Genomic DNA, 25833 nt, shown 5'->3' on the forward strand with positions numbered 1-25833 from the left:
TCCCGGGTGCTGGTTGAAAAGTTAGGTGAGCCTCACCTAACTGTTAACTTAGGGCACCCTTACCAACCATGTCCAGCACGTGGCGTGCCGCTCGGTGCCCGCTACGGTGGACCTCGTGCGCATCGTGGTGGCTCCGGACTCGTTCAAGGGCACCGCGACCGCGGCGTCCGTCGCCCAGGCGATCGCGGACGGCTGGCTGACCGAACGCCCCGACGACGACGTGGTGCTCGTGCCGATGGCCGACGGCGGCGAGGGCACCCTGGACGCCTTCGCGACCGCCGTCCCCGGTGCGGTCCGGGTTCCCGTCAGCGTGACCGGGCCCGCGGGCACCCCCGTCGAGACGTGGTGGCTCCGGCTCCCCGACGGCCGTGCGGTCGTGGAGCTCGCGGCGACGAGTGGCCTGCCGCTGCTCGACGAACTCATGCCGGAGACCGCGACGAGCCGGGGGTTCGGCGAGGCGATCGCCGCCGCGCTCGACGCCGGCGCCACGGGGCTCGTGCTCGGCATCGGCGGCAGCGCCTCGACCGACGGCGGACGACCGGTGCTCGAGGCGCTCGGGTACGACGGCGACCGCGGCGCGCTGCGTGCCCTGCCACCGCTCGGTGTCACCGTCCTGACCGACGTGACCTCTCCCCTGCTCGGCCCGACCGGCGCGGCTGCCGTGTTCGGACCGCAGAAGGGGATCGAGCCCCCGCGGGTCGCATTCTTCGACGAGCGGCTGGCCGCCTGGGCCACCCGCTTCCCTTCAGTGGACCCCGCGACCCCGGGCGCCGGTGCAGCGGGTGGCGTCGGCTTCGGCCTGCTCGTCTGGGGTGCGACCCTGGCCCGCGGCGCAGACGGTGTCGCCGAGGTGCTCGGGCTGGCCGACCGACTCGACGGCGCCGACGTCGTCATCACCGGCGAGGGTCGGTACGACGGGCAGTCCGCCGCCGGCAAGGTCCCGTCGGTGGTTCGTGCCCTGACGGCGGCACACGCCCCCGCGGCCCGGGCGATGCTCGTCGCCGGCGCGATCGAGGCCTCCCTCGACGACTACGCCGCGGCCGCCTCGCTCACCGTGCTCGCCACGCAGACCACCGGGGAACCGGACGACGCCCTCGCCGACCCGCTGCGCTTCGCGACGATCGCGGGCCAGCGCCTCGCACGCATGGCCTGAGCACCCCGATTCCCGCACTGGGGAGCCCCATTGGAACCTCCCACGCTGTGGCGCGCTCCATCAGACTGGTTCCGGGCCGGAACCGGCCCGCAACGCACCCCCACGAGGAGATCATTGCGCACCGTCAACGCGTACGCGGCACCGTCAGCGACCGAGCCGCTCGTCAAGACCACCATCACCCGTCGTGACGTCGGAGCGAACGACGTCGAGATCGACATCGCCTACGCCGGCATCTGCCACTCGGACATCCACACCGTCCGCGGTGAGTGGGGCCAGATCCAGTACCCGCAGGTCGTCGGCCACGAGATCGTCGGCCACGTCTCCGCCGTCGGCGAGAACGTCACCAAGCACCAGGTCGGCGACCGCGTCGGCGTCGGCTGCATGGTCAACTCGTGCGGCGAGTGCGAGAACTGCGTCGCCGGCAACGAGCAGTACTGCCTCAAGGGCAACATCGGCACCTACACGAGCGTCGACCCAGCCGACGGCTCGATCACCCAGGGCGGCTACTCGCAGGCGATCGTCGTGAACGAGGACTTCGTCCTCCGCGTCCCCGAGTCGCTCGACATCGAGAAGGTCGCGCCGCTGCTCTGCGCCGGCATCACCACCTACTCGCCGCTGCACCACTGGAAGGCCGGCCCCGGCACGAAGGTCGCGGTCATCGGCATGGGCGGCCTCGGCCACATGGCCGTCAAGATCGCGGTCGCCCTCGGCGCCGAGGTCACCGTCCTGTCGCAGACCACGTCGAAGGAAGCCGACTCGCTCCGCTACGGCGCGAAGGCCCACTACGCGACGAAGGACCCGGAGACGTTCGAGAAGCTCGCGAACTCCTTCGAGCTCATCATCAACACCGTCTCGGCGAAGATCCCGATGGGCTCGTACCTCGGCCTGCTCAAGGTCGACGGCACGCTCGTCAACGTCGGCGCTCCGTCCGAGCCGCTCGAGGTCCCGGCGTTCGCGCTGATCCCGCGCCGGCTCAGCTGGGCCGGATCCGCCATCGGCGGCATCCGCGAGACCCAGGAGATGCTGGACTTCTGCGCCGAGCACGACATCCTGCCGGAGACCGAGCTCATCAGCGCCGACCAGATCAACGAGGCCTACGAGCGCGTCCTGAACTCGGACGTCCGCTACCGCTTCGTGATCGACGCCGCCACCCTGGCGTAGTCGTCACCACCTGCACGTCAGGGAGGCCCGTTGCCAGCCGGCAACGGGCCTCCCGTCTGTCTGCGGTCTCCGCGTCGGACCGTCAGCCGACCTCGTCGCCGGACGGCAGCGCACCGCACCAGTCGACGGAACCCGCGTCGATGCTCGCCTCGAGCGCGCCGGAGGCCGCATCGACGATGCTCACCAGCTCGTCGGTCGCCGACTTCGTCGCGACCGCGACGAACTGGCTGTTCGGGGACGGACAGACCGCCGTGACACTCGCGTCGTCCGGGATCGTCACCGGCAGCCGGGAGGCCCGCCCACCGTCCACGCGCACGATCCGTGCCGAGACGGTGCCGTCGGACCGCACGTCCCCCAGCACCCGCAGGTACGTGTCGTCCGTCAGCGGAGCGATCCTGCCGAGCACCGCCGCCTCGGTGCTCGCGGTCGGGGCCCGCAGCGCCGTCTTCGCACCGTCGGTCAGGTCGAGACGCTCGATGCCCGTACCGGTCTCGACCACGGCCGTGGTCCCCGTGCCGACGAAGCCGTGCAGGTACGTGGCGCTGCCGAGCCGGACCGGGTCGGCGCGGCCGCTCATGTCGACGAGGACCAGGTCATCGCTGCCCGTCCGCACCAGGGCGCTCTCGGTCCGGGGCACGTACGCCCACTGCCCGATCGTCATCGGCACGGCGCCCGTCTGCGGCTTCCCGTCCTCGGCGATGGCGGTGGGCAGGTGTGTACCCGTCATGTCGACCACGTACAGACCGGTGTTCCGCGACTGTCCGGTCGAGGTGTCGGCGTACTCGAACCCGAACGAGGCCCCGTCGTCGGCGACGTGCAGCGCGGTGACCCGACCCTGCGACGACGGCAGGGTGAGGTGCTCGACGGGGGCGTCGTCGTCCTGCACGCCGCCGGACAGCGCGACGATGTCGACGGACGAGCGCGCGTCGCTGCCACTCACCACCACCAGGGAGCGTCCGAGCCGGGCGTACTCCGAGATGTCCGTGCCCTGGTACACCGTGGTCGCGCCCCCGACGTCGAGGGAACGCCTGACGATGCGGTCCTTCGCGCCGGCGGCTCCCGGCACGAGGGCGAGGACGTCCGTGCTGCCGGTCCGGATCGCGGCCCTCAGGTCCGCGGTGGCGCGCTGCCCCGGCGCCCGGACGTTCGCGACGGTCACCGTGTAGTCGCGGTCGTAGGCCAGGGGGCCGGCGAACTCGACCGCGATCGTGTTGCCGCTCGAGGTCACGGTGTGCGCTGCCGCGGGGCTGACCCGGACGTCGGCGGCGTCGACCTTCTGCAGCGCCTGGTTCGCCGTCAGGATGACCCGCTGCGCCGGACGGGAGACGAGACCGGTGGCGTCGTACGACACGTCGCGCAAGCGCGGCCCCTGCTGCGACCCGACGACGGCGGCGAGCGCTGCGACGACCGCCAGGACGAGCACGACGGCGAGGTACCGGCGGTGGAACCGGCGCGTGACCGGGCGGCGGTCCGTGCGCTCAGTACTCATACGGGTCCTTCGGCTGCGCGATCTCGGTGACCTTCGAGGCCTTGATGACGATGCGGGCGTCGGCGGACTGGTCCGGGTTCGCCGCGAGGGCGCCCGTCACGGTGACCCACTGTCCCTCGTCGGGAACGGAGCCGTCGGCGTCGCCCGTCACCACGCCGAGGCCGACGGGCTGGGCGTCGACGGCGCAGCAGCTGATCACGAACCGGGTCAGGGTGAACGAGCCGTCCTCGCCCGGCACGACGAAGCCGGACAGTCGGACCTGCTTGCCGACCAGCGCCGTGGTGTCGGTGGTCTGCCGGATCAGTGCCGCCCAGTCCTTGACGCCGTACTCCGAGGTGTCGACGCCCTCGCTGCCGAGCAGGGACACCGCCGCCTCGGATCCGGTCGCGTTCGACAGGGTCGCCGAGTCCACGCTCCGCTGCTGCGCGGTGCGCGCGGACAGCGTCGTCGGGGGCAGGACCAGCATCGACACGGTGACGCCGATCGTGACGATCGCGGCTGCCCCGCCGAGGGCGATGCGGACGGCGCGACCACGGCCCGGGCGCGGCTGTTCGGCGTCGGCGTCGTGTCCGTGGGCATCGGCATCGTGCTCGTCCGTCCCGTCGCCGTGCGTGTGGCCGTGGCCCCGTGCGATGACCACCAGGCCGGCGATCGACGCGGGTACCCCGACGGCGGCGAGCACGATCGTGAACACCGAGTACCGCGGGTTGATGTACAGGTCGAGGTGGCCGACCAGCGCGAGCCAGAGCGTGCACAGGGCGACCGCCAGCACGGACCCGAGCCCGAGGTACGCCGGGGCGTTGCTGCTGCGTGCATCAGACGAGGACATTCATCACCAATCCCACGGCGCCGGCGAACAGGACGCACACGACGGACAGCAGCACCAGGAACCGGACCCGGAACGTCGTGCGCAGCAGGGCGATCATCTTCACGTCGATGATCGGCCCGATGATCAGGAAGGCCGTGATCGACCCGGGCAGGAACGTCGAGGCGAACGACAGCGCGAAGAAGGCGTCGACGTTCGAGCAGAGCGACACCGTCATCGCCAGCAGCATCATGGCGGCGACGGACAGCACCGGGTTCGAGCCGATCGCGACGAGCGTGGAACGGGGCACGGCGACCTGGATCGCCGCGGCCAGCCCGGCACCGACGAACAGCGCCGGCATCATCGTGGCCGTCTCGCCGCCGAACTGCGCGGCGCTCTCCCGCCACCGGTTCCGGCTCCGTGGTGCGCCGATCGCGGCACGGCACCGGGCCTCGAACGCGGGCAGCAGCAGGTCGGCCGGACGGCGGTGCGCGGCGACGATCCAGCCGACGAGGTTCGCGATCACGAAGCCGCCGACGATCCGGACCGGCAGGATCCAGCCCGACCAGCCGAAGGCCTGCGCGGTGCTGATGATGACGAGCGGGTTGAGGATCGGCGCGGCGACCAGGAACGTCACGGCCTCGGCCGGGGTGAACCCGCGCAGCATCAGGCCGCGGGCGAGGGGCACGTTCCCGCACTCGCACACCGGGAACAGCATGCCGATCAGCGAGATCACGGCGCGGCGGCCCAAGGCGTTCTGCGGCAGGACCCTCTCGAGCGCACCGACGGGCACCCAGACCTCGACGACGATCGACAGCACGATGCCGAGCACCACGAACGGCAGCGACTCGACCACCACGCTGATCGCCAGCGTGAGGAAGTCCTGCACGACGTCCGGCAGCCCCGCGGTCCCGATGCTCGGGGACAGCAGCCGGATCCCCAGGAGCACGACGACGGCGAGCAGCACGAGGCCCGGGCCCGTCAGGGAACGGGAGCGGGAGCGCTGCTGCGGCGGCGTGGTCGTCGTCACCCCGAAAGGATAGGCGACGCGTGCTGCGCGGCGGTCCGCGCGCGGTGCGAGGTTCCGTACTCGGTGCGGGGTCGCGAGCCTCGCACCGAGTACGGAACCTCGCACGACTCGTAGGCGCCCTCGCACGGTGCGAGGGACGCGTGCGCGCTCAACCGGCGGCGATGCCGTCCAGGTGTCGGTCGAGCACGTCGATCGCCCAGTCGGCGGACTCCCCCGGAGCCAGTCGGACGACCTGCATCGCGAGCCCGTCCAGGAGCGCGTGCAGGCGGCAGGCCTCGTACTCCCGGTCGCCCGCCGGCACCCCGAACAGTCGGAGGACCTCCTCGCACCACGTCCGCATCGCCGCGACGACCCGGTCGAGCGTCGGCCGGAGTCCGACGTCGGTGAGCGCGGCGTTCCCGAGTGCCAGGTAGACCTCGAGCTCGATGACCCGCTCCTCGTCGAGGGGCAGCAACTCGAGCACGATCCGGCGTGCGCGTCGGGCCGGCGTGAGCTCGTCGGGGATGGCATCGATGCGCTCGCGGATCCGGTCGAACACGAGCGTGATGGTGTGCTCGCGGACGCTCGCCTGGGTCGGGAACGTGTAGCGGACCGTGCTCGGTGGGAGTCCGGCCTCGGCGGCGACGTTCCGCACGCTGAGCGCCCCGAGTCCGTCGCGGGCGAGGACCCGGCACGCGGCCTCGGACACGATCCGGCGCCGTTCGTCGACGTCCATGCTCCTGGCCACGACGCCATACTCGCACAGTCGTACGAACTAGTGCTACCGTCGAGGTTGTTGTCGCACAGTCGTGCGACTATGCGACCGAAGGAAGGGAACATCGTCATGGCATGGGCAATCCTCGTGCTCAGCGGCGTGCTCGAGGCCGTGTGGGCCACCGCTCTCAGTGCCTCGAACGGCTTCAAGAAGGTCGTCCCGACGATCGTGTTCATCGCCGGGATGGCCCTGAGCATGGTCGGCCTGGCGTTCGCGATGAAGACCATCCCGGTCGGCACCGCCTACGCCGTCTGGGTCGGCATCGGGGCCTCGCTGACGGTCGTCGTCGCGATCCTCCGCCGCCAGGAGCGCGCATCCGCCGCCCGCCTCGGTCTGGTCTTCGGCCTGGTCGCGTGCGTCGTCGGCCTCAAGGTGGTGAGCTGAGGTGGCCTGGATCGTCCTGTTCGCCAGCGCCACCCTCGAGACCGTGTGGGCGACCGCCCTCGGCGAGAGCGACGGCTTCACCCGCCCCGGCCCGACGATGCTGTTCGCCGTCACGATCGTGATCAGCCTCGGCGCGTTCGGCTACGTGCTCAAGCACATCCCGATCAGCACGGCGTACGCGGTGTGGACCGGCACCGGAGCGGCCCTCACGGTGCTGTGGGGCATGGCCACCGGCGCCGAACCCGTCACGGTGCTGCGTCTGCTGTTCATCGCCGGCATCGTCGGCTGCGTCGTCGGCTTGAAGCTCGTGCCAGCGCGCCCCGCCGAGCCCGCCGCCCCTCTCGCGAAAGCGACAGATCTCCGCGGATGATCCGCGGAAGACTGTCGCTTTCGCGGGCCTGACGGCAGCGCGCGCCGCAGGTCTGTCGCTTTCGCGGTGCGGGCCCGGAACGCGCGCCGGGACGGACGGGAGGCCCGGTGCCAGCTGGCTCCGGGCCTCCCGTCCGCTCGTGGTGGCGCTCACGGCACGCGTCAGACGGACGCGCCGGTCCACTCGTCCTCGGCGGCGACGTGGTCGCTGCCGGCCGCACCGGCGGCGAGCGCCGCAGCGGCACGCTCCGTGTGGCTCGGCGGGTTCGACGGCACGCCCTCGGGCCGGCCCTCGTCGTTCAGCTTCCGGAGCTCGGGGACGATCTCGCCGGCCAGGATGTCGATCTGCTCGAGCACCGTCTTGAGCGGCAGCCCGGCGTGGTCGATGAGGAACAGCTGGCGCTGGTAGTGGCCGACGTGGTCCTTCATGGCCGCGTACCGGTCGATGACCTGCTGCGGCGAACCGACGGTGAGTGGCGTCTGGGCGGTGAAGTCCTCCATCGAGGGGCCGTGGCCGTAGACCGGGGCGTTGTCGAAGTACGGACGGAACTCGTCGACGGCGTCCTGCGAGTTCTTGCGGGCGAAGAACTGTCCACCCAGGCCGACGATCGCCTGGTCGGCACGGCCGTGACCGTAGTGCTCGAAGCGCTGGCGGTACAGCCCGACCATCTGCTCGGTGTGCTGGATCGGCCAGAAGATGTTGTTGTGGAAGAAGCCGTCGCCGTAGTACGCGGCCTGCTCGGCGATCTCGGGCGTGCGGATCGAGCCGTGCCAGACGAACGGTGCGACACCGTCGAGGGGACGCGGCGTCGAGGTGAAGCCCTGCAGCGGCGTGCGGAACTTGCCCTGCCAGTTGACGACGTCGTTCTCCCAGAGCTGGCGGAGGAGCGCGTAGTTCTCGATCGCCAGGTTGACACCCTGGCGGATGTCCTGCCCGAACCACGGGTACACCGGACCGGTGTTGCCGCGACCCATCATGAGGTCCATCCGGCCGTCGGATACCACCTGGAGCATCGCGTACTCCTCGGCGAGGCGTACGGGGTCGTTCGTGGTGATGAGCGTGGTGCTCGTCGAGAGCGTGATGTGCTTCGTCTTCGCCGCGAGGTAGGCGAGCAACGTGGTCGGCGACGAGGCGACGAACGGCGGGTTGTGGTGCTCACCGGTCGCGAAGACGTCGAGCCCGGCCTGGTCGGCGTGCTCGGCGATCGTCAGGATGTCGCGGACGCGCTGGGTGTCGTCCGGCGTGGTGCCGGTCGTGGGGTCGGTCGTGACGTCACTGACCGTGAAGATGCCGAACTGCATGATGCGCCGCCTTTCGCGATATCGATGCGTTTGCATCGACTTGCTCGGTACAACGTAGCGCACGGCGTGGCATTCCCGCCAGGCTCACGCCCGTCGCGCGATCCGTTCGGACGGCCTGGAGGCCCGGGTCGGCTCCCCGGGTCAGCGCGCGGTCGACAGCGTGGCCGGGTCGGTGCGAAGCGCGTGGTGCATGCCGTCGAGGAACCACACGACGGTCACGACCGCCAGCACGCTCGCACTCGATGCCAGCCGCCCGGCCATCAGGATCGCCGCGTGGTCGTGCGCCCCGTCGCCGGCCAGCCCGACGACGAGTGCCGCGACCCCGACGACCAGCGTGACCCCGGTCGCGACGAGCAGCACGATGCTCACCACCCGGCGCGGGCCCCGCCGGCCGTCGCGATCACCCCGGAGCCCGCGGTCGACCCGGGGGCCGAACGCGCGGACGACGCCGAGCCAGAACATCGCGATCGCACACGCGCCGACGATGTCGCTCACCCGGTGCCAGCCGTAGACAACCGTCTGGTTGGCGACGAAGACCGCGTAGCCGGCGCCGACCAGGGTCACGATCGGCCGGAAGCGACGGGGCGTGACCATCAGAACGGCGAACAGTGCGGCCAGCGCGATGGTCGCGTGCCCGGACGGGAACGAGTTCGGTGTCGTCGACTCGGCGATCTCCGGGCGCTCGGCGATACGCTTGAGCAGCGTCGAAGTGGCCGCCGACGCGAGCACCACTGCACCCGCGCCGAGCCCCACCGAGAGCCGTCGCCGAGCGAACGCCACCGCGACGATCACGACAACGAGCAACAGGATCACCGGCACCGAGATGACGTTGAGCGCAGTGTCCGAACTGAACAGGTCGGACTCCCGGACCCCGCCGAGCGCGGCGTCCTCCATGCGCTGCCCCACCGGCGTCAGCACCGCGGCCGCGTAGACGGAAGGCACGATGACGAACCCCAGAGCCGCCAGCACACCCCACCGCAGCCGCCGTGAGACGCTCGGTCCACGCGAGTCCGGTGCACTGCGCTCGGGTGTCAAGGTCACCGGGCTGGTCCTCCTCGGGGTGGTCGTCGTCGGTCTCGTCGCACGCCTCGTGACGGCGCTGCGATTCGGACGGTCGGGGTCCGACACGATACCGTTGGAACACCGGCCGGAGGCTGGGAACCGCGCGGCCGTCGCCCGCGGATCCCGCGCTGTGCCGCTCAGTGCCGCGCCGCTCAGTCCGGCGGGCACCGCAGGATCGACGCACGTCGCGTCGGCAGTGTACGAGGAGGAGACCGAAGTGGCCATCAAGGAACCGGGCATCACCGCCTCACCGAACCGCGGTCTCGCACTCACGGTCGGTGGCGTCCTCGCACTCTGGGGCGTCCTGGGCTTCTTCTTCGCCGCCGACGGCGACCCCGGCTTCTTCAGCCGCCAGGGCGGGATGCTCTGGAACGCCTTCGGGGTGAACCCGCCGCTCGCCCTGATCTGGGTCCTGCTCGCGGTGGTCCTGCTCATCACCGGGCTCGGCAACACCATCGGGTCGCGGAACGGCAACTTGCTCGTCGGCGCGCTGCTCGTCGTGCTGGCGGTCTACGGCTTCGTGTTCGTGAACACCTCGGCCAACATCTTCGCGCTCAACACCACCGACAACGTGTTCCACGCCATCGTCGGTGTGATCCTGCTGCTGACGGCACTGGGGGCCGACAAGGAGAACCTCCGCGCGCTGCGTGCGGCGGCTCGCGCCTGACGCACTGACGCTCGCTCCACCGACGCCCGTCTGCCGCCCCGGCAGGCGGGCGTCGTCGCGTGCGGACGCGTGCTGCGCAGCACCCGCGCGGACGCGGTCAGTCTTCGGGGTCCGGATCGGGATCCGGGTCCGGGTCGGGGGCGGGCTTCGCTTTCGGCGCCTCGAGCTCGGTCGCGACGATCCGGGGCGCCTCGGACATGAAGCGTCGGACGTCCGTGTCGACGATGATGTCCTGTGGGCGGAGGGGCCGGGTCAGGTACAGCCCCTCGAGCGAGGTCAGCCGCGACAGCGCCACGTACGTCTGCCCGGCGCTGAACACCCGGTTGCCGAGGTCGACCACGGCCTTGTCGTAGGTGCTGCCCTGCGACTTGTGGATCGTCACGGCCCAGGCGAGCCGGAGGGGGAACTGCTGGAACTCACCGACGGTGTCCTTCTTGAGTTCCTTCTTGTCGGCGTCGTACGAGTACTTGAACTTCTCCCACACCGACGGCTGGACCTCGAACGACTCGCCGTCGACGTCGACCCACACGGTGTCGCGGATCGCCGTCACGATGCCGAGCGTCCCGTTCACCCACCGTTGGTCGGCGTCGTTGCGCAGGAACATCACGTGTGCGCCGGGCTTCAGCTCGAGGGCTTCGTCCGCCGGGAAGTTCCGTCCGCCGAAGTCGCCGTTGACGTCGGCCTTGGCGGTCTTGACCTTGCCCGGCAGTCGCTCGAGCGCCGCCTTGTTGATCCGCGCGACGGTGTCGTTGCGGGTCGCCAGGGTGATCGCGTCGTCGGGCGAGGGCCGCGCGCCTGCGGTGTTCAGCTGGTCCGCGATGTCCGCGGTGACCCGGCCGTGCCGCACCGCCGTGAGCATCGCCGCGAACGCGTCGTCGCGCTGCCGGTGCACGGTCGCGAGCTCGATGATGTTCAGCTCGGCCTCGAGCCACACCTTGGCATCGAAGAACCACATCGATCGGTAGTGGTCGGTGAAGTAGGCGCGCTCGTCGGCATCACCCGGCACCGGCGGCAGCTGGTACGGGTCGCCGAACATCACGACCTGCACGCCGCCGAACGGCTCGAACTGCCGACCCCGGGCCTTGCGCAACGAGCGGTCCATGCCGTCGAGCAGGTCGGCGTTCACCATCGAGACCTCGTCGATCACGAGGGTGTCGATGGTGTTGAGGAGCTTGCGGGTGTCCGGCCCCTGGCGCAGTTCGGCGTCGGCGATGAGACCGATCGGCAGGCGGAAGAGCGAGTGGATGGTCTGGCCGCCGACGTTGAGCGCGGCAACCCCGGTGGGCGCGCAGATCACGACCTGCTTCTCGGTGTTCCACGACAGGTGGTTGAGCAGGGTCGACTTGCCCGTGCCGGCACGACCGGTGATGAAGACGTGGTCGCGGGTGTGCTCGATGTACTCGAAGACGGCACGCTGCTCGTCGCTGAGCTCGATGCTCATCGCGCCTCCGCCTCGAGCGTGCGGGCGGCCGATCCGTCGCGCCGCAGTCGCACGAGCACCACGACGACGACCGCGACGAGCAGCAGCACCCCGGCGACCACGAGGACGAGCCCACCGCGGGCCTGGTCGACGAGCGGGTCAGGACCCCAGGTCCGCCCCATCGCCCCGAACCACGACGCCTGCAGCAGCCCGAGCGGCCCGCGCATCGCGAGACCGAGCGACACCGCACCGGCTGCGACGACCGCAGCGCCGGCGATCCGGACGAGTGCGGCACCCCGTGTGGGACGGTTCTGACCGGCCCCGATCGGGGTGAACAGCGTGGGCATCGCCAGGAGTCCGACGAGCAAGAAGCCCGCGTCGATGACGGTGCGCCCCGTGGAGTCGCTGACCGACCACCGCAGGGCATCGGTCGCGAAGAACGCCCACCACACGGACGCGGCGAGCAGGAACGCGGGGAACGGCTGCACGAGGTACCGGACCGCGGCGTTGTCGACCAGGATGCCGGCCCACTCCCGCACACCGGTGCTGTCGTCGTCACGCGGGCGCACGGCGGCCCGGATGAGCACGACCGGAGCCGCCGCCCACGCGAGCGCCGGCACGACCAGGCCGAGGAGCACGTGCGCACCGACGTTCGCCGAGACCAGGAACCGGTCGTACTGGTGCAGCGCGCCCGACGTCGCGACCACGAGGCACACGATCGCCAGTGCCGCGGCCACCGAGCGGCGCACCGGCCAGTGCACGTCGCCACGACGCAGCCGGACGACCCCCGCGGTGTAGGTGACGGCGAGCAGCACGGCGGCCATCAGCCAGAACAGGTCGAGGTTCCACTGCGTCAGCCAGCCCCACGCCCCCGGCGCGTGCGGCAGCCGGTCGTCGGTGAGGAACTCGGCCGGGCTGGGGTCGGTCGTCTTGCTCAGGGCGAGCTGGTCGGTCGGTGTCGCCGTGCGTCCGAGTGCGGCAGCGAACCCCGAGGCGATCCCCATCACGCCGAGCTCGACCACCACGAGGGTCCAGAAGGGACGGCGTCGGGCGGGGGCGGTGGTCAGGGCACGGATCGCTCGTCGCCGCTGCACGGCACCGAGGATCCCGATGGCCACGATCGCACCGATCTTGACGAGCACGAGGACGCCGTACGGGGTGAACAGGTTCGACAGGGCACCGACGCGGATCTGCGCGGACGCGGTGCCCGACACGGCCACGAGCACGAAGCAGGCGAGCGCGATGCTCGAGTAGCGCGAGACGACCAGGGCCAGGCGATCCCCGGGCAGCACGCCGCGCAGGAGGACGAGCATCAGCAGTCCACCGACCCAGAGCGCCGCGCCGATCAGGTGCAGGCCGAGCGCGGTCACCGCGGCGTCGTGGCTGGCGGTGCCGGCTGCGTGGCCCTGTTGCGCGAGCGGGATGAGGCCGATCATCGCGACGCCCGCGGTCAGGGCGACCATGCCCCGCGAACGGACGGCGAAGCAGAGGACGGTGACGGCTGCGGCGACGAGCACGGTCACCAGCCAGGCGAGCCCGAGGTCCGTGCCGGTGAGGAACACCCCCATCGACTGGCCGAACTGCTCGTCGATGCTGATCTTCGAGCCGGCGACGCTTAGGAACGTGAAGAACGTGGCGACGGCGGACGACACCGTCCAGACACCACTGGCGGCGGCCGCGACGTCGATGGCACGGTTCCATTCGGGGCCCGACCGTGACAGGCCGACGGTGGCGAGCGCGAGCCCACCGATCGTCGCCGCGGCGGACAGGTCCACGACCAGTCGAGCGATCGGCAGACCGAACCGGACGCCGACGCCGGGGTCGGCGATCAGGGCTGCGTCCGCACCACCACCGATGACCAGGGCAGCGAGCAGCGCCACGAACCCGACGAGCAGGAGCACGGCGGGACCGGCGATGCGCGCGATCCGATTCACCCGTCAAGCCTAGGCGGTGCCCACCCGGCCACCGAACCGGCCGGGCCGACCTGTGGGAACCGGCACGGGCCTCCCGGTCGACCCGACAGGACGAACGCGACCCGACCCGACGCGACGAACGCGACCCGACGCGACCAACCCGGCCCCGGGAACGACGAAAGGGACGGCCGAAGCCGTCCCTCCCGATGCGCGGAACAGTCTTACTTGACCGCAGCCTTGAGCTTCGAGCCGGCGCTGACCTTGACCGAGTCGCTCGCGGCGATCTCGATGGCCTCACCCGTCTGCGGGTTGCGGCCGGTGCGGGCGGCGCGGTGCGTCTTCTCGAAGGCGATCCAACCGGGGATCGTGACCTTCGTGCCGTCCGCGACGGACGACGAGACGACGCTGAAGAGCGCGTCGACGACGCCGTTGACGGTGGCCTGGCTCTGGCCGGACTCGGCGGCGACGGCAGCGACGAGCTCGGTGCGGTTCAGTGACTTGTCAGCCATTGGATGTCCTCCTCGGACTTCTTGCAGTATCGGTCGGACGGACGTGCCGTCCGGCGCCCGGAGCGGTTGCCCCGTGCCACGGTGCCAGTGGGCCGAGGGCCCGGCGGAACCGGAGTTGAACCTACCAGCCGGATCGGACGTTTTCAGCCGACTCGCCCGGATTTCCGGGCTTGTCGCGGGTCCAGCGGGGCAGATGTGACCACTGAGGCGCCCTTGTACCCCGGACACAGCGAACGCCCCGCCACCAGGAGGTGACGGGGCGTCGGGTACTGCGAGTGCTTACCAGGAGCTCTTCGTGATGCCGGGGAGCTCTCCACGGTGGGCCATGTCGCGGAAGCGGACACGGCTGATGCCGAACTCACCCAGGTGGCCACGGGGGCGGCCGTCGATCGCGTCGCGGTTGCGGTAGCGGATCGGGGATGCGTCGCGGGGCAGCTTCTGCAGGCCCACGCGAGCGGCCTCACGCGACTCGTCGGAGCCGTTCGGGTCCACGAGGGCCTTCTTCAGCTCGAGACGACGCTCGGCGTAGCGCGCGATGATGACGGCACGCTGGTTGTTCTTCGCGATCTTGCTCTTCTTCGCCATGCTTAGCGCTCCTCACGGAAGTCGACGTGCTTGCGGATCACCGGGTCGTACTTCTTCAGCACGAGACGGTCGGGGTTGTTCCGACGGTTCTTCTTGGTCACGTACGTGAACCCGGTGCCCGCCGTCGAGCGGAGCTTGATGATCGGACGGATGTCCTGACCCTTTTTCGCCATCAGATCTTCTCCCCACGGGCGAGGACGTCCTTGACGACGGACTCGATGCCCCGTGCGTCGATGACCTTGATGCCCTTAGCGCTGACGTTGAGCGTGACGTTGCGACGAAGCGACGGCACGTAGTACGTCTTCTTCTGCACGTTCGGGTCGAAGCGGCGCTTCGTCCGGCGGTGCGAGTGCGAGATGTTGTGACCGAAGCCGGGAACGGCGCCGGTCACCTGGCACACTGCTGCCATGGTTTCCTCCTGAGGTACCGTGCGACCGGACGGCCGCACCCAAGTTCACTTGCCTGGTGCGCACGCGCAGGACCACCGGAGTGGTGCATGCGAGGGGGTTGTGCACACCGCCCAGGTCCGCAGCCCCTGTCGAAGGGTCAACGGACACCACGCGACCGCGGCGTTCGCGACGGTCGGAGGGCTTGGAACAACGGGTCCACCACGCGGACGTGGAGAACCAAGGGGAGAGCTTACGCGAGCTCCGGGCGTGTCGCAAGCCGGGCGTCCAGGCCTGGAGGCCCGTGGCGGCCGGGGCGGCGGCGACGCCCGGCCGCGCGCCGGGGCGCGCTAGGGAGCCTGCGTCGGCTTCGGGGCCAGCGCCTGCACCATCAGCGCACCAAGTTCGAGTGGCGCCGTGAACATCGGCCAGTGTCCGGTCTCGAGTCCGAGGATGCTGAGCTCCTCGGTCGCGACGAGCTCAGCGGCCCAGGTCTGCTGGTCGGCGACCATCGTCGCGAGCTCCGTCGCCGGGATCTCGCACGTGATCACCGTCGCCGGGATCGCGTGCCGGGCGGCGTCGGCGTAGTGGAACCGATCGGACGGCACGGCGGCCGGCTCCGGGATCGCCCGGTGCTCGAAGGCCTGCCGCAACGACGGCGTCATCCCGCGCACCGTCGCCGGTTCCCAGACGTCCCACGCGGGCAGGGGCACGACGCCGTCGACCACGGGCAGCTCGTCGTTCACGCAGCCGCCGGCGGGGCCGGGGAACGTGTCGACGTACAGCAGGTGCGCGACGAGCGACGGCCGCTGGTCCGCAGCCATGTACGCGATCGGTCCGGCACCGGAGTGTCCGGCGAGCACGACGGGCTCGTCCGGGGTGGCGACGTCGTCCAGGCGATCCACCAGCGCCGCGACCTGCTCGTCGAGCGTGTCGCCGTCACGCGTGATCGCCTCGACCGTGTGGCCCGCCTGCAGCAGCACCGGGGCGACGTCGTCCCACGCGCTCGCATCGAGCCAGAACCCGGGGACCAGGATGACGTGCATGGCGCGGACGCTACTCGCCGGCGGCGTCGCCGGTCCGCGGTCCGGCTGCGGCGGCAGATGCCGCGCACACCGCGCACTCGCCGAAGATGTCGACGACGTGGCTGGCGTTCGTGAACCCGTTCGCGGCGGCGACGTCCTGCGCCCACTGCTCGACCGGGTCCGCCTCGATCTCGACGGTCCGGCCGCAGTTCCGGCAGATCAGGTGGTGGTGGTGCGCGTCCGTCGTGCACGCGCGGTACAGCGATTCGCCGTCCTGCTGCAACGAGTCGGCGTCGCCCTCGGTCGCCAGGTCGGCGAGCGCCCGGTAGACGGTGGCGAGGCCGATCGTCGAGCCCTCGTCACGCAGGTGCTGGTGCAGCGCCTGCGCGCTGACGAACCCCTCGGTGGAGTCGAGGGCACCGCGCACCGCTTCGCGCTGCCACGTGTTCCGCTTGACCTTCTGCACGGCGTTCATGCTGGTGCACTCACCTTCGTTTGGGCTGACGTCCCGGTCCCGGTCCCGGTTCCGTTCGTTCCGGACGGGAGGCCCGGCGCACCCCCGCCACGCTGGTCGCGGCGGACGACCCGATCGCGTCCGCGGCGGTCGCGCCTGGCCCCGACGATCCGGCAGACCACCCAGATCGCGAACGAGATGGTCGTCACGTACGGGCTGATCGGCAGACCGCCGCCGAGTGCCAGCAGGATGCCACCGACGACCGACACCACGGCGAACACGGTGGACAGCACCGGCACGACCACCGGGTGTGAACTGAGCCGCAGGGCCGCGGCGGCCGGGGTGACGAGCAGCGACAGCACGAGCAGTGCACCGACGATCTGCACCGACACCGCGGTCGCCAGGCCGAGGACGAGCATGAACACGATCGCGAGCGTCCGCACCGGGATGCCGGCAGCGGCGGCGACGTCCGGGTCCACCGACGCGAACATCAGCGGCCGCCAGATGACGAGCAGGGTCGCGACGACGATGGCGGCGATGACGATCAGGAACGTCAGCTGCGGGTTGTCCACCGACACGATCTGGCCGGTGAGCAGCCCGAACTTGTTGGCCGCACGCCCCTTGTAGAGCGCCAGGCACAGGATGCCGAGCCCGAGGCCGAACGGCATGAGCACGGCGATGATCGAGTTGCGGTCACGAGCGCGCGAACCGAGCACCCCGATCAGCAGGGCCGCGATCACCGACCCGACGAGCGACCCCGTGACGACGTTGACGCCGAGCAGCAGGGACGCACTCGCCCCGGCGAACGACAGCTCCGAGATGCCGTGCACCGCGAAGGGCATGTTCCGGGCGACGACGAACGGGCCGATGAGCCCGCCGACGATGCCGAGCACCGCGCCGGCCCAGATCGAGTTCTGCACCAGCGCCACGAGCTCGCCGTAGTCCTGGAACGAGAAGACCGTCGACAGCAGGTCCATCAGATCCGCCCTTCGTCCGACGCCGGGGCGTGCGGGTCGACCTCGCCGTGGTGGTGCTCGTGCGCCTCGTTGGCGCCGACGATGACGATCCGGCCCATCGTGCGGACGACGTCGACGGGGGTGCCGTACAGGTCGCTCAGCACGTCGGCGCGCAGGACCTCGTCCGGGGAACCGATCCGGAACCGGCCGCCGGCGATGTACAGGACCCGGTCGACCACGTCGAGGATCGGGTTCACGTCGTGCGTCACGAACAGCACCGCGGCGTCGTGCTGCCGACGCTGCCGGTCGATGAGCTCGGTGACGCCGCGCTGGTGCCGCAGGTCGAGTGAGATGAGGGGTTCGTCGCACAGCAGCAGTGCCGGGTCGGCGGCGATGGCCTGACCGACGCGGGTGCGCTGCTGCTCGCCGCCGGACAGCTCGGCGACCGGCGCGTCCGCGAACGCGGTGGCGCCGACCTCGTCGAGGATCCGGTCGATGCGCGCACGGTCGGCCTTCGACGTCGGCAGCACGCCCCAGCGGTGGCCGGTGACGCCCTGCGCGATCATGTCCCGCGCGCGGAGGGGTGTACCCGCCTCCATCAGTCGCTGCTGCGGGATGTAGCCGATCTTCCGGTGCCCGCGGTGGACGGGCTGCCCGAGGAACGACATCGTGCCGCTCGTCAGACGCTGCTGGCCGAGGACCGTGCGCAGCAGCGAGGTCTTGCCGGCGCCGTTGGGGCCGAGGACCGCGACGAACTCCCCGGGGGCGATGTCCAGGTCGAGGTGCCCCCAGAGCTTCCGTTCGCCGAAGGACAGCCCGGCGTCGCGCAGCGCCAGGACCGGACGGGCCTCAGCCCGGTCGTCCACCGTGGTGGTCGCCGGGCTGTCGCTCGTCGTTGCTGCGGTCGAGGTCGTCACTTCTGGAGCGCCGCCTGCACCGCGTCGATGTTCGCCTGCTGCCACGAGACGTAATCCTGCCCCTTGGGGAGCGTCTCCGTGACACCGACCACCGGGACGTCGTTCTGGTCGGCGGCCTTCTTGACCTGTTCGGTCTCGGCGCTCGAGGTCTGGTCGTTGTACGCGAGGAGCTGCACGCGCTTGCCGCTGAACAGCGCGAGGGTGTCCTTGAGGGCTGCCGGGGGGACGTCGTCGCCCTCCTCGATCGCCTCGGAGAACGCTTCGGGCGTGACGTTGTCGAGACCGATCGCGTCGAAGAGGTAGCCCGGCACCGGCTCGGTGTACGCCACCTTCTCGCCGTCGTACGTCTTCTTCAGGTCGGCGGTCTGGGACTCGAGGTCCTCGAGCTTCGCGGTGAGCGCGTCGGCGTTCTTCTCGAAGGTGGCCTTGTCGCCCGCGTCGAGCGCGGACAGGCGCTTCGTGACGTCGTCGACGAGCGTCACCATCGTCGGGTAGCTGTAGAACACGTGCTCGTTGAACTCGGCGTCGCCGCCCTTGTCCAGACCGGAGAGCTTCACGACGTTGATGGTGTCGGCCTTGGTGTCCGAGGCGTCGGCGAGCGTGGTCATGAAGTCGTCGTACCCACCACCGTTCTCGATGAGCAGGTCGGCCTTCGACACCGCGAGCTGGGTGCGGGCGCTCGACTCGAACGAGTGCGGGTCCTGCGAGGGATCGTTCAGGATGCTCGTGACGGACACGTGGTCGCCACCGATCGACTGGACGATCGAGCCGTAGACGTTGGTCGAGGCGACGACGGCGATCGTCCCGTTGCTGCTGGCGTTGCCCGAGGCCGAGGAGGTCGCGCAGCCCGTCAGGGCGAGCGCGGCGGCGCCGGCGACGAGCGGGAGGGCGAGGAAGCGGTTGCGCATGCTCCGACGCTAGCGCTTGCTGATAACGATTGTCAAAACCGGTATCAGCGCCCTGGTGGTGACGACAGGAAGACGGGAGGCCCGGTGCCAGCTGGCACCGGGCCTCCCGTCCGTCACGTGGTGACGTCTACGGCTTCGTGGCCGCTTCGATCGTGTTCTCGGCGATCGTGTCCTCTTCACGCCCGGGCGTGCGGAGGTTCCACTTCTTGATCACGAAACTGAACAGGAAGTAGTAGACGACCGCGTAGCCGAGGCCGATCGGGATGAGCCAGATCGCCCCGTCCGCCTTGCCGAAGTTCAGCACGTAGTCGATCGCGCCGGCCGAGAACGAGAACCCATCGTGGATCCCGAGGGCGTTGACGAGGGCGAGCGACGTGCCGGTGAGCACCGCGTGGATGATGTACAGCGGGAACGCGACGAACATGAACGAGTACTCGAGCGGCTCGGTGATACCCGTCACGAACGAGGTCAGTGCGGCCGAGAGCATGATGCCGCCGACGAGCTTGCGGTTCTGCGGCTTGGCGTTGCGCCAGATGGCGAGGGCACCGGCGGGCAGCGCGAACATCATGATCGGGAAGAAGCCGGTCTGGAAGATGCCCGCGGTCGGGTCGCCGGCGAGGAAGCGCGGGATGTCGCCGTGCACGACCGTGCCAGCGGCGTCGGTGAAGCTTCCGAGCTGGAACCACGGGAAGAAGTTGAGCAGCTGGTGCAGCCCGATCGGGATGAGCATGCGGTTCGCGAACCCGAAGATGCCGCCACCGATGACGGCGTTGTCGGCCACGGCGGTGCCGGCGGCCGTGAGGGCGATGTCGAAGTAGCGGTAGACGAAGGACATCGCGACCGCGATCACGAGGCCGGCGACGGCCGTCAGGATCGGGACGAGGCGACGACCGGAGAAGAACCCGAGGAAGTCGGGCATCTTCGTGCGGTGGAACTTCTCCCACATGACGGCGGAGACGAGCCCCATCACGATGCCGCCGAGGACACCGAAGTTGATCGTGGCCTGGTTGCCGGAAGCGTCCTTCACGCCCGCGAGCACGATCGGGGACATGGCCGCGAACACCTGGTACATGACCATGTAGCCGACGACGGCGGCGAGCGCGGTCGTGCCGTCGGACTTCTTCGCCCAGCCGATCGCGATGCCGACCGCGAAGAGCAGCGGCAGCCAGGTGAACACGCCGTTGCCGGCCGCGGCGATGATCGTCGCGCCCTGCTCGAAGCCGGGAATCGCGCCGAGCATGTCGGCCTGACCCAGGCGGAGCAGGATGCCCGCGGCGGGCATGACCGCGATCGGCAGGAGCAGGCTCCGTCCGAGGCGCTGCGCTTGCGCGAACAGCCGGGACTGCTTCTTCGGCTTCTTCTTCTCCGGCACATCCGTGGCAGTGGTGGCGCTCATCGGAGGTCCTCTCGTCTTTGGGTGGAGCTGTCGGGGTGAGTTGAGTCGTGCAGCCAGCGCAGGTAACCTCGGCGGTGTCGCCAGGTCCGGTCCTGTCCGGTCATGACCAGTTCCGTAGTCTGATCCGAGACCGGTCCGGTGTCAACCTGTGACGCAAACCCTTAACGAGGAGGAAACGATGGCCGACATCAAGGCAGCCGACATCATCGCCGCGCTCGGCGGTGCCGACAACATCGAAGAGGTCGAGGGCTGCATCACGCGCCTCCGAGTCGAGGTCGAAGACGGAGACCTCGTCGACAAGGCCGCGCTGCAGGCTGCGGGCGCCCAGGCCGTCATCGGTGGCGGCACCGGCTGGCAGGTCATCGTCGGCACGGTCGCCGACAACCTCGCGCAGGACATCCAGGACGAGCTGTGACCGCGGTCCGCACGCCGTTCGCCGGCCCGGTCGTCGCCCTCGCCGACGTGCCGGACCCGGTGTTCGCCGGTCAGCTCGTCGGCGCCGGTGTGGCCGTGGACCCGACGGGCATCGAGGGCGCGATCACCGCGGTGGCGCCGGTCGACGGCACCATCGTGAAGCTGCACCCGCACGCGTTCGCGCTGCAGGGCGCGGCCGGCACGGACGTCCTCGTGCACGTCGGCATCGACACCGTGAAGCTCGCGGGTGAGGGCTTCGAGCTCCTCGCGACCGAGGGCGCGACGGTCACCGCCGGCGACCCCGTCGTCCGGTTCACCCCCTCGGTGATCTCCGCCGCCGGCTACTCGCCGATCTGCCCGGTCGTCGTGCTCGGCTCCGCGCCGGACACCGTCGACCAGGGCACGGTGGGCACCTCGGTGCTCGACGGCGACACCCTGTTCGAGGTCTGACCCGGATTCGTTCCGGTCGTTTCCGCCGAAGCGACTGTGTGCTGCGGAACGTTCGCGGCACACAGTCGCTTTCGCGTACCGGGATCGGGATCGGGATCGGGATCGGGACGGAGTCAGGCGACCGCTGGGGTCGCGGTGACCTCCATCTGCACGCGGTAGCGGTCCGAGCGGTACCAGCTGCGGGTGTGCTCCACGGGGCGCTCCCCCGCGTACGACACCCGGTCGAACTCGAGCACCGGCGCTCCGGTCTTCGTGCCGAGCAGGGTCGCGACGTCGTCGGCCGCCGGGTTCGCGGCCACCGTCTGCTGCGCACGGTCGATCGGGGTGCCGTACTCGTTCGCGATGATCGAGTACACCGACCCGGACAGGTCGTGGTCGAGCAGTCCCGGAAACGCGTCGGCCACGAGCCAGGCGTCGTCGATCGACACCGGAGCGCCGTCCGCCATCCGCAGGCGCTTCACGTGGAAGGCCGAGACGTCGGCGTCGAGTCGCAGTGCCGCCACGGTGTCACTCGGCGGCACGCGTTCCTCGCGCACCAGGACCACCGTCGTCGGCACGTGGCCCATCGCCCGCATCTCCTCGGTGAAGGACGCCAGGTGCAGCGTCGACTGCACGGGTCGGTGCGCGACGAAGGTGCCCTTGCCGCGGACGCGCTCGAGGTAGCCCTCGTTGACGAGCTGTCCGAGGGCTTCGCGCACGGTGATCCGCGAGACCCCGTACTCGGCGATGAGCTGCCGCTCGGACGGGATCGCGGCGCCGGGAGCCAGGCGTGCGGTGGCCAGGTCGAGCAGGATGCGCCGCAACTGCTGGTGCTTCGGTTCGGCACCCTCGGTGATGCGGCTCGTCATGCGTCCCTCGTGCTCCGTTGCTGGTCCTGGGCAGTGGTCATGCGCGGACATGACCAGTTCCCATCACAGTACCGAGTCGACCTCGGAACGCCAACGTTCGCGCCGAACTGCGCGACGAGCGGCGGGAGCGTTCAGGCGTTGCGGACGAGCCAGTCGAACTGCTCGTCGGAGAGCAGCCGGTCGGTCCAGACCTGTCCCTCGACCCCGGCGGCGGACTGCACCTGCACGCCGGGAGCCCCCTGCCACACGAGCGACAGCCCGGAACGGCGGAGCACCGCGGCGGAGGCCGGGTTGTTCGTCAGCACACGCCCCGTCACGGGGACGTCCGGCGCGGTGTCGGCAGCCGCGCGCACGGCGGCGAGGGCGATCTCGGAGGCGAAGCCCTGCCCCCAGGACGCGGGCGCCAAGCGGTACCCGAGGTTCCAGACCCCACCCGCGGTCATGTCGACACCGCCGACCCCGACGAACGCGTGATCGGCAGCGGTGCGGACGGCCCACGAGCCGAGCCCGTGCCGAGCACGACCACCGATCTTCCGCTGCACCATGTCGACGCTCGAGCTCCGGGCGACGTGCCGACCGTTCGGCAGGTGTTGCCACGTCCGGGCGTCGGAGAACACCGCGTGCACGTCGTCGATGTCGGCGGGCGTGAGCGGGGTGAGCAGGAGGCGATCCGTTCGGATCTCCTGCGAGGGGGTCAGGAGCTGGTGGACCATGCCCCGATCATCCCCCGCACCACCGACATCCGTGTGAACACCACGCGACGTTTGCGGAAGGCCGCGATCGAGTGTGCAGAAGACGACGAGCCGGCTGGAGCAACCCGTGGTCTTCTGCTCACTCGCGCGCTCAGTCGAGCAGGAGCGCCGGCTCCTCGAGCACCGAGGCCACGTCGTGCACGAAGCGCGACGCCACGTCACCGTCGACGACCCGGTGGTCGAACGAGGCGCCGATGGTCGTCACCATGCGCGACCGGACCTCGCCGTCGACGACCCACGGCTTTGGCTTGATCGTGCCCATGGCGACGATGGCGACCTCGCCCGGGTTCAGGATCGGGGTGCCGGTGTCCATGCCGAACACGCCGATGTTCGTGATCGAGACGGTGCCGTTCGCCATCTGCTTCGGCGTCGTCTTGCCGTCACGGGCGGTCAGGGTGAGCTCCTCGAGCGCCTGCGCCAGCTCGAGCAACGACATGTCCTGCGCGTCCTTGATGTTCGGCACGATGAGCCCACGCGGGGTCGCCGCGGCGATGCCGAGGTTCACGAAGTGGTGGACGATGATCTCGCGGTCGGTCCAGGTCGAGTTCACCGAGCGGTTGCGGCGGACGGCCCAGATGACGGCCTTCGCGACGATGAGCAGCGGCGAGACCTTGACGCCGGCGAACGTCGGCGAGGCCTTGAGCCGCTTGACGAACTCCATCGTGTGGGTCGCGTCGACGTCGACGAACAGCGACACGTGCGGTGCGGTGAACGCCGACGTGGTCATCGCGGTCGCGATGGCCTTGCGGACGCCCTTGACGGGGATCGTCTCGCTGCGGACCTCGCCCCACTCGGGCGTCTCGATGTTCCGGAAGACGCTCGCCTGCTTCGCGTGCCGGATGACGTCGTCACGGGTGACCTCGCCGGCGAACCCGGTCGCGACGATCTCGGCGAGCTCGACGCCGAGGTCCTTCGCGAGCTTCCGGATCGGCGGCTTCGCGAGCACGTTGGTCGCGACGGTCTGCTTGCGCGCGGGCGCGGACGCCAGACCCGCGATGGCCTCGGCGGTGGTGTCCTCGCCGGGATCGCTGGCCGCTTCGGCCGCTGCTGCGGCATCCACACTGGAGGCACGGCTCGCCTCGGCCGCCAGGGCTGCGGCCCGGCGGGCTCCCGGCTTGCGACGCGACGGCGACGAGGTCGCCGAGCCGTAGCCGACGAGGACGGCGCCGGAGGACTCGTCCGTCCCGACGACGGCGGCGCTGTCGGCGACGGGCGGCGCCGGTGCTGCCGGGGCGGGCGCCGGCGTGGGCGCGGCAGCGACGACGGGAGCAGGAGCAGCAGCGGGTGCCGGGGCTGCCGCGGGGGCGGGCGGGGTCTGCGTGACCGGAGCAGCCGGCGCGGGGGCGACCGACGGGGTGGACGCGACGACCGGCGCAGCCGGGCCGCTGTCGACGACCGGTGCCGGGCCTCCCGAAGGAACGGCCGGAGCGGCAACCGGCGCACCGGACGCGACCGACGCGTCGGACTCGACCCGGATGATCGGCTTGCCGACCTCGACCGTGTCGCCCTCGGACACGAGCAGCCCGGTGACGGTGCCGGCGAACGGCGACGGCAGCTCCACGAGGGACTTCGCGGTCTCGATCTCGACCAGGACCTGGTCCACGGTGATCTCGTCCCCGATGGCGACGCGCCACTGCACGATCTCGGCCTCGGTGAGGCCTTCGCCCACGTCGGGCAGGGGGAATTCGGCGACGGCCACTTACGGCTCCTTCGGCGTTCGGACGAGTTGGGTCAGCGGAGCAGGATCAGTACGCGAGGGCGCGGTCGACGGCCTCGAGGATGCGGTCGGCGTCCGGCAGGTGCAGGTGCTCCAGCTTCGAGACCGGGAACGGGATGTCGAACCCGGACACCCGCAGCGGCGGTGCCTGCATCGTGTAGAACGCCTTCTCGGCGACCGTGGCGGCGATCTCGCTGCCGACGCTGACGAAGCCGGACGCCTCTTGCGCGATGACCAGGCGACCGGTCTTGCGGACCGAGGCGAGGAGCGGCTCCCAGTCGATGGGCGAGATCGAGCGGAGGTCGATGACCTCGCAGCTCGTGCCCTCGGACTCGGCGAGCTCCGCAGCCTGCATGAGCGTCGCGACCATCGCACCGTGACCGACGAGGGTGACCTCGGTGCCGGTCCGCGCGACGCGCGTGGTGTGCATCGGGACGTGCCCGTCGACGAGGTCGACCTGGCCCTTGGGCCAGTAGCGCGACTTCGGCTCGAGGAAGACGACCGGGTCCTTCGAGGCGATGGCCTCTTGGATCATCCAGTAGGCGTCGTTCGGTGTGCTCGGGCTGACCACGCGCAGACCGGGGGTGTGCGCGAAGTACGCCTCGGGCGACTCCTGGTGGTGCTCCACGGCGCCGATGTGGCCGCCGTAGGGGATGCGGATGACGACCGGCAGCGACATGTGCGACGGCAGCCGGTTCGCCATCTTCGCGAGCTGCGAGGTGATCTGGTCGAAGCCGGGCCACACGAAGCCGTCGAACTGGATCTCGACCACGGGACGGTAGCCGCGCAGGGCCAGGCCGATCGCGGTGCCGATGATGCCGGCCTCGGCGAGCGGGGTGTCCCGCACACGCTCGGGGCCGAAGCGGTCCTGCAGGCCCTCGGTGATGCGGAAGACACCGCCGAGCTGGCCGATGTCCTCGCCCATCAGCAGGACCTTGTCGTCCGCCTGCATAGCCGCAGCGAGCCCGGCGTTGAGCGCCTTCGCCATCGGCAGGGTCGGGGTGGGG

Annotated in this window: 29 protein-coding genes; 7 read left to right on the forward strand and 22 right to left on the reverse strand. The window is 70.5% G+C overall.

Features of this window, described 5'->3' with window-relative positions; translation table 11 throughout:
* The first annotated feature begins 115 nt into the window (after nt 1-115).
* Together ITJ59_RS01605 and ITJ59_RS01610 are read left to right on the forward strand one after the other, a co-directional pair.
* On the forward strand, nt 116-1153 hold the full coding sequence (locus ITJ59_RS01605; protein WP_194649397.1) for a glycerate kinase: 1038 nt from the start codon (nt 116-118) through the stop codon (nt 1151-1153).
* 114 nt (nt 1154-1267) lie between these two features.
* Nucleotides 1268-2314, forward strand: coding sequence for an NAD(P)-dependent alcohol dehydrogenase (locus ITJ59_RS01610; RefSeq protein WP_194649398.1), 1047 nt, complete (start codon nt 1268-1270; stop codon nt 2312-2314).
* Between the two features lie 82 nt (nt 2315-2396).
* Here the strand turns inward: ITJ59_RS01610 and ITJ59_RS01615 are convergent, their stop codons facing one another.
* From ITJ59_RS01615 to ITJ59_RS01630, 4 genes are all read right to left on the reverse strand, one after another.
* Complete coding sequence (locus tag ITJ59_RS01615; RefSeq protein WP_194649399.1) at nt 2397-3803, reverse strand: hypothetical protein; 1407 nt, start codon at nt 3801-3803, stop codon at nt 2397-2399.
* On the reverse strand, nt 3793-4632 hold the full coding sequence (locus ITJ59_RS01620) for a TIGR03943 family putative permease subunit (RefSeq protein WP_194649400.1): 840 nt from the start codon (nt 4630-4632) through the stop codon (nt 3793-3795). Before ITJ59_RS01620 ends, ITJ59_RS01615 begins: the two co-directional genes overlap by 11 nt.
* The gene (locus ITJ59_RS01625) at nt 4619-5638 is read right to left on the reverse strand and encodes a permease (RefSeq protein WP_194649401.1); all 1020 of its coding nucleotides are present in this window, start codon (nt 5636-5638) and stop codon (nt 4619-4621) included. Before ITJ59_RS01625 ends, ITJ59_RS01620 begins: the two co-directional genes overlap by 14 nt.
* Before the next feature lie 148 nt (nt 5639-5786).
* Nucleotides 5787-6365 carry a TetR/AcrR family transcriptional regulator gene (locus ITJ59_RS01630; protein WP_323749366.1) on the reverse strand — a complete coding sequence of 193 codons (579 nt, stop codon included), beginning with the start codon at nt 6363-6365 and terminating at the stop codon, nt 5787-5789.
* Between the two features lie 96 nt (nt 6366-6461).
* Here ITJ59_RS01630 and ITJ59_RS01635 point away from each other — a divergent pair, with 96 nt between their 5' ends.
* Together ITJ59_RS01635 and ITJ59_RS01640 are read left to right on the forward strand one after the other, a co-directional pair.
* A complete protein-coding gene (locus ITJ59_RS01635; RefSeq protein ID WP_194649402.1) occupies nt 6462-6776 on the forward strand; it encodes a DMT family transporter in 315 nt (104 codons plus the stop codon).
* Between the two features lies 1 nt (nt 6777).
* Nucleotides 6778-7146, forward strand: a complete 369-nt coding sequence (locus tag ITJ59_RS01640) for a DMT family transporter (RefSeq protein ID WP_194649403.1) — start codon at nt 6778-6780, stop codon at nt 7144-7146.
* 161 nt (nt 7147-7307) lie between these two features.
* Here ITJ59_RS01640 and ITJ59_RS01645 read toward each other — a convergent pair whose 3' ends face one another.
* Together ITJ59_RS01645 and ITJ59_RS01650 are read right to left on the reverse strand one after the other, a co-directional pair.
* Nucleotides 7308-8447, reverse strand: coding sequence for a CE1758 family FMN-dependent luciferase-like monooxygenase (locus ITJ59_RS01645; protein ID WP_194649404.1), 1140 nt, complete (start codon nt 8445-8447; stop codon nt 7308-7310).
* Nucleotides 8448-8588: 141 nt separating this feature from the next.
* Complete coding sequence (locus tag ITJ59_RS01650) at nt 8589-9488, reverse strand: phosphatase PAP2 family protein (RefSeq protein ID WP_194649405.1); 900 nt, start codon at nt 9486-9488, stop codon at nt 8589-8591.
* A gap of 238 nt (nt 9489-9726) precedes the next feature.
* Between ITJ59_RS01650 and ITJ59_RS19510 the strand changes: the two genes are divergently transcribed.
* Nucleotides 9727-10176 (forward strand): DUF4383 domain-containing protein, encoded by a 450-nt coding sequence (locus ITJ59_RS19510; protein WP_194649406.1) that lies wholly within the window; start codon nt 9727-9729, stop codon nt 10174-10176.
* Between the two features lie 97 nt (nt 10177-10273).
* Here ITJ59_RS19510 and ITJ59_RS01660 read toward each other — a convergent pair whose 3' ends face one another.
* From ITJ59_RS01660 to ITJ59_RS01715, 12 genes are all read right to left on the reverse strand, one after another.
* On the reverse strand, nt 10274-11617 hold the full coding sequence (locus tag ITJ59_RS01660) for an ATP-dependent DNA helicase (protein WP_194649407.1): 1344 nt from the start codon (nt 11615-11617) through the stop codon (nt 10274-10276).
* Complete coding sequence (locus tag ITJ59_RS01665; RefSeq protein WP_194649408.1) at nt 11614-13530, reverse strand: cytochrome c oxidase assembly protein; 1917 nt, start codon at nt 13528-13530, stop codon at nt 11614-11616. The genes ITJ59_RS01660 and ITJ59_RS01665 overlap by 4 nt, the downstream gene beginning before the upstream one ends.
* A gap of 200 nt (nt 13531-13730) precedes the next feature.
* Nucleotides 13731-14018 carry an HU family DNA-binding protein gene (locus tag ITJ59_RS01670; RefSeq protein ID WP_111085379.1) on the reverse strand — a complete coding sequence of 96 codons (288 nt, stop codon included), beginning with the start codon at nt 14016-14018 and terminating at the stop codon, nt 13731-13733.
* A 279-nt stretch (nt 14019-14297) separates the two neighbouring features.
* Nucleotides 14298-14603, reverse strand: a complete 306-nt coding sequence (rpsN, locus tag ITJ59_RS01675) for a 30S ribosomal protein S14 (RefSeq protein WP_111085378.1) — start codon at nt 14601-14603, stop codon at nt 14298-14300.
* 2 nt (nt 14604-14605) lie between these two features.
* The gene (gene rpmG, locus ITJ59_RS01680; protein ID WP_017886456.1) at nt 14606-14776 is read right to left on the reverse strand and encodes a 50S ribosomal protein L33; all 171 of its coding nucleotides are present in this window, start codon (nt 14774-14776) and stop codon (nt 14606-14608) included.
* A complete protein-coding gene (rpmB, locus tag ITJ59_RS01685) occupies nt 14776-15012 on the reverse strand; it encodes a 50S ribosomal protein L28 (protein ID WP_111085377.1) in 237 nt (78 codons plus the stop codon). Before rpmB ends, rpmG begins: the two co-directional genes overlap by 1 nt.
* A 327-nt stretch (nt 15013-15339) precedes the next feature.
* Nucleotides 15340-16035, reverse strand: a complete 696-nt coding sequence (locus ITJ59_RS01690) for an alpha/beta fold hydrolase (RefSeq protein ID WP_194649409.1) — start codon at nt 16033-16035, stop codon at nt 15340-15342.
* 10 nt (nt 16036-16045) lie between these two features.
* Entirely contained in the window at nt 16046-16489 is a 444-nt protein-coding gene (locus ITJ59_RS01695) for a Fur family transcriptional regulator (protein WP_194649410.1), read from the reverse strand.
* A complete protein-coding gene (locus ITJ59_RS01700; RefSeq protein WP_194649411.1) occupies nt 16486-17445 on the reverse strand; it encodes a metal ABC transporter permease in 960 nt (319 codons plus the stop codon). The genes ITJ59_RS01695 and ITJ59_RS01700 overlap by 4 nt, the downstream gene beginning before the upstream one ends.
* The gene (locus ITJ59_RS01705) at nt 17445-18290 is read right to left on the reverse strand and encodes a metal ABC transporter ATP-binding protein (protein WP_194649803.1); all 846 of its coding nucleotides are present in this window, start codon (nt 18288-18290) and stop codon (nt 17445-17447) included. The genes ITJ59_RS01700 and ITJ59_RS01705 overlap by 1 nt, the downstream gene beginning before the upstream one ends.
* 47 nt (nt 18291-18337) lie before the next feature.
* Entirely contained in the window at nt 18338-19249 is a 912-nt protein-coding gene (locus ITJ59_RS01710; RefSeq protein WP_194649412.1) for a metal ABC transporter solute-binding protein, Zn/Mn family, read from the reverse strand.
* Between the two features lie 127 nt (nt 19250-19376).
* A complete protein-coding gene (locus ITJ59_RS01715; protein WP_194649413.1) occupies nt 19377-20645 on the reverse strand; it encodes a PTS transporter subunit EIIC in 1269 nt (422 codons plus the stop codon).
* A 178-nt stretch (nt 20646-20823) separates the two neighbouring features.
* Here ITJ59_RS01715 and ITJ59_RS01720 point away from each other — a divergent pair, with 178 nt between their 5' ends.
* Nucleotides 20824-21060: a PTS transporter subunit EIIB gene (locus tag ITJ59_RS01720; RefSeq protein WP_111085371.1), complete on the forward strand. Its 237-nt coding sequence runs from the start codon at nt 20824-20826 to the stop codon at nt 21058-21060.
* Complete coding sequence (locus ITJ59_RS01725; protein WP_194649414.1) at nt 21057-21509, forward strand: PTS sugar transporter subunit IIA; 453 nt, start codon at nt 21057-21059, stop codon at nt 21507-21509. Before ITJ59_RS01720 ends, ITJ59_RS01725 begins: the two co-directional genes overlap by 4 nt.
* 113 nt (nt 21510-21622) lie before the next feature.
* On the opposite strand, the gene ITJ59_RS01730 is transcribed toward ITJ59_RS01725, so the two are convergent.
* The 4 genes from ITJ59_RS01730 to ITJ59_RS01745 form a co-directional block, all read right to left on the reverse strand.
* Complete coding sequence (locus ITJ59_RS01730) at nt 21623-22357, reverse strand: GntR family transcriptional regulator (protein WP_194649415.1); 735 nt, start codon at nt 22355-22357, stop codon at nt 21623-21625.
* Nucleotides 22358-22488: 131 nt separating this feature from the next.
* Entirely contained in the window at nt 22489-23070 is a 582-nt protein-coding gene (locus tag ITJ59_RS01735; RefSeq protein ID WP_194649416.1) for a GNAT family N-acetyltransferase, read from the reverse strand.
* Between the two features lie 130 nt (nt 23071-23200).
* Nucleotides 23201-24808 (reverse strand): dihydrolipoamide acetyltransferase family protein, encoded by a 1608-nt coding sequence (locus ITJ59_RS01740; RefSeq protein ID WP_194649417.1) that lies wholly within the window; start codon nt 24806-24808, stop codon nt 23201-23203.
* Between the two features lie 46 nt (nt 24809-24854).
* Nucleotides 24855-25814 (reverse strand): alpha-ketoacid dehydrogenase subunit beta, encoded by a 960-nt coding sequence (locus ITJ59_RS01745; RefSeq protein ID WP_228510911.1) that lies wholly within the window; start codon nt 25812-25814, stop codon nt 24855-24857.
* Between the last annotated feature and the right edge of the window lie 19 nt (nt 25815-25833).

The sequence above is a fragment of the Curtobacterium sp. VKM Ac-1393 genome, assembly GCF_015350995.1.
GTDB lineage: Bacteria > Actinomycetota > Actinomycetes > Actinomycetales > Microbacteriaceae > Curtobacterium.

What these genes read in the sequence shown, in the direction of transcription:
- ITJ59_RS01615 (WP_194649399.1), bottom strand. Translation starts at nt 3,803, where the DNA reads ATGAGTACTGAGCGCACGGACCGCCGCCCGGTCACGCGCCGGTTCCAC.
- rpmG (WP_017886456.1), bottom strand. Translation starts at nt 14,776, where the DNA reads ATGGCGAAAAAGGGTCAGGACATCCGTCCGATCATCAAGCTCCGCTCG.
- rpsN (WP_111085378.1), bottom strand. Translation starts at nt 14,603, where the DNA reads ATGGCGAAGAAGAGCAAGATCGCGAAGAACAACCAGCGTGCCGTCATC.
- ITJ59_RS01690 (WP_194649409.1), bottom strand. Translation starts at nt 16,035, where the DNA reads ATGCACGTCATCCTGGTCCCCGGGTTCTGGCTCGATGCGAGCGCGTGG.
- ITJ59_RS01670 (WP_111085379.1), bottom strand. Translation starts at nt 14,018, where the DNA reads ATGGCTGACAAGTCACTGAACCGCACCGAGCTCGTCGCTGCCGTCGCC.
- ITJ59_RS01620 (WP_194649400.1), bottom strand. Translation starts at nt 4,632, where the DNA reads ATGTCCTCGTCTGATGCACGCAGCAGCAACGCCCCGGCGTACCTCGGG.
- rpmB (WP_111085377.1), bottom strand. Translation starts at nt 15,012, where the DNA reads ATGGCAGCAGTGTGCCAGGTGACCGGCGCCGTTCCCGGCTTCGGTCAC.
- ITJ59_RS01695 (WP_194649410.1), bottom strand. Translation starts at nt 16,489, where the DNA reads ATGAACGCCGTGCAGAAGGTCAAGCGGAACACGTGGCAGCGCGAAGCG.
- ITJ59_RS01745 (WP_228510911.1), bottom strand. Translation starts at nt 25,814, where the DNA reads ATGGCGAAGGCGCTCAACGCCGGGCTCGCTGCGGCTATGCAGGCGGAC.
- ITJ59_RS01720 (WP_111085371.1), top strand. Translation starts at nt 20,824, where the DNA reads ATGGCCGACATCAAGGCAGCCGACATCATCGCCGCGCTCGGCGGTGCC.
- ITJ59_RS01715 (WP_194649413.1), bottom strand. Translation starts at nt 20,645, where the DNA reads ATGAGCGCCACCACTGCCACGGATGTGCCGGAGAAGAAGAAGCCGAAG.
- ITJ59_RS01710 (WP_194649412.1), bottom strand. Translation starts at nt 19,249, where the DNA reads ATGCGCAACCGCTTCCTCGCCCTCCCGCTCGTCGCCGGCGCCGCCGCG.
- ITJ59_RS01730 (WP_194649415.1), bottom strand. Translation starts at nt 22,357, where the DNA reads ATGACGAGCCGCATCACCGAGGGTGCCGAACCGAAGCACCAGCAGTTG.
- ITJ59_RS01735 (WP_194649416.1), bottom strand. Translation starts at nt 23,070, where the DNA reads ATGGTCCACCAGCTCCTGACCCCCTCGCAGGAGATCCGAACGGATCGC.
- ITJ59_RS01700 (WP_194649411.1), bottom strand. Translation starts at nt 17,445, where the DNA reads ATGGACCTGCTGTCGACGGTCTTCTCGTTCCAGGACTACGGCGAGCTC.
- ITJ59_RS01645 (WP_194649404.1), bottom strand. Translation starts at nt 8,447, where the DNA reads ATGCAGTTCGGCATCTTCACGGTCAGTGACGTCACGACCGACCCCACG.
- ITJ59_RS01660 (WP_194649407.1), bottom strand. Translation starts at nt 11,617, where the DNA reads ATGAGCATCGAGCTCAGCGACGAGCAGCGTGCCGTCTTCGAGTACATC.
- ITJ59_RS01635 (WP_194649402.1), top strand. Translation starts at nt 6,462, where the DNA reads ATGGCATGGGCAATCCTCGTGCTCAGCGGCGTGCTCGAGGCCGTGTGG.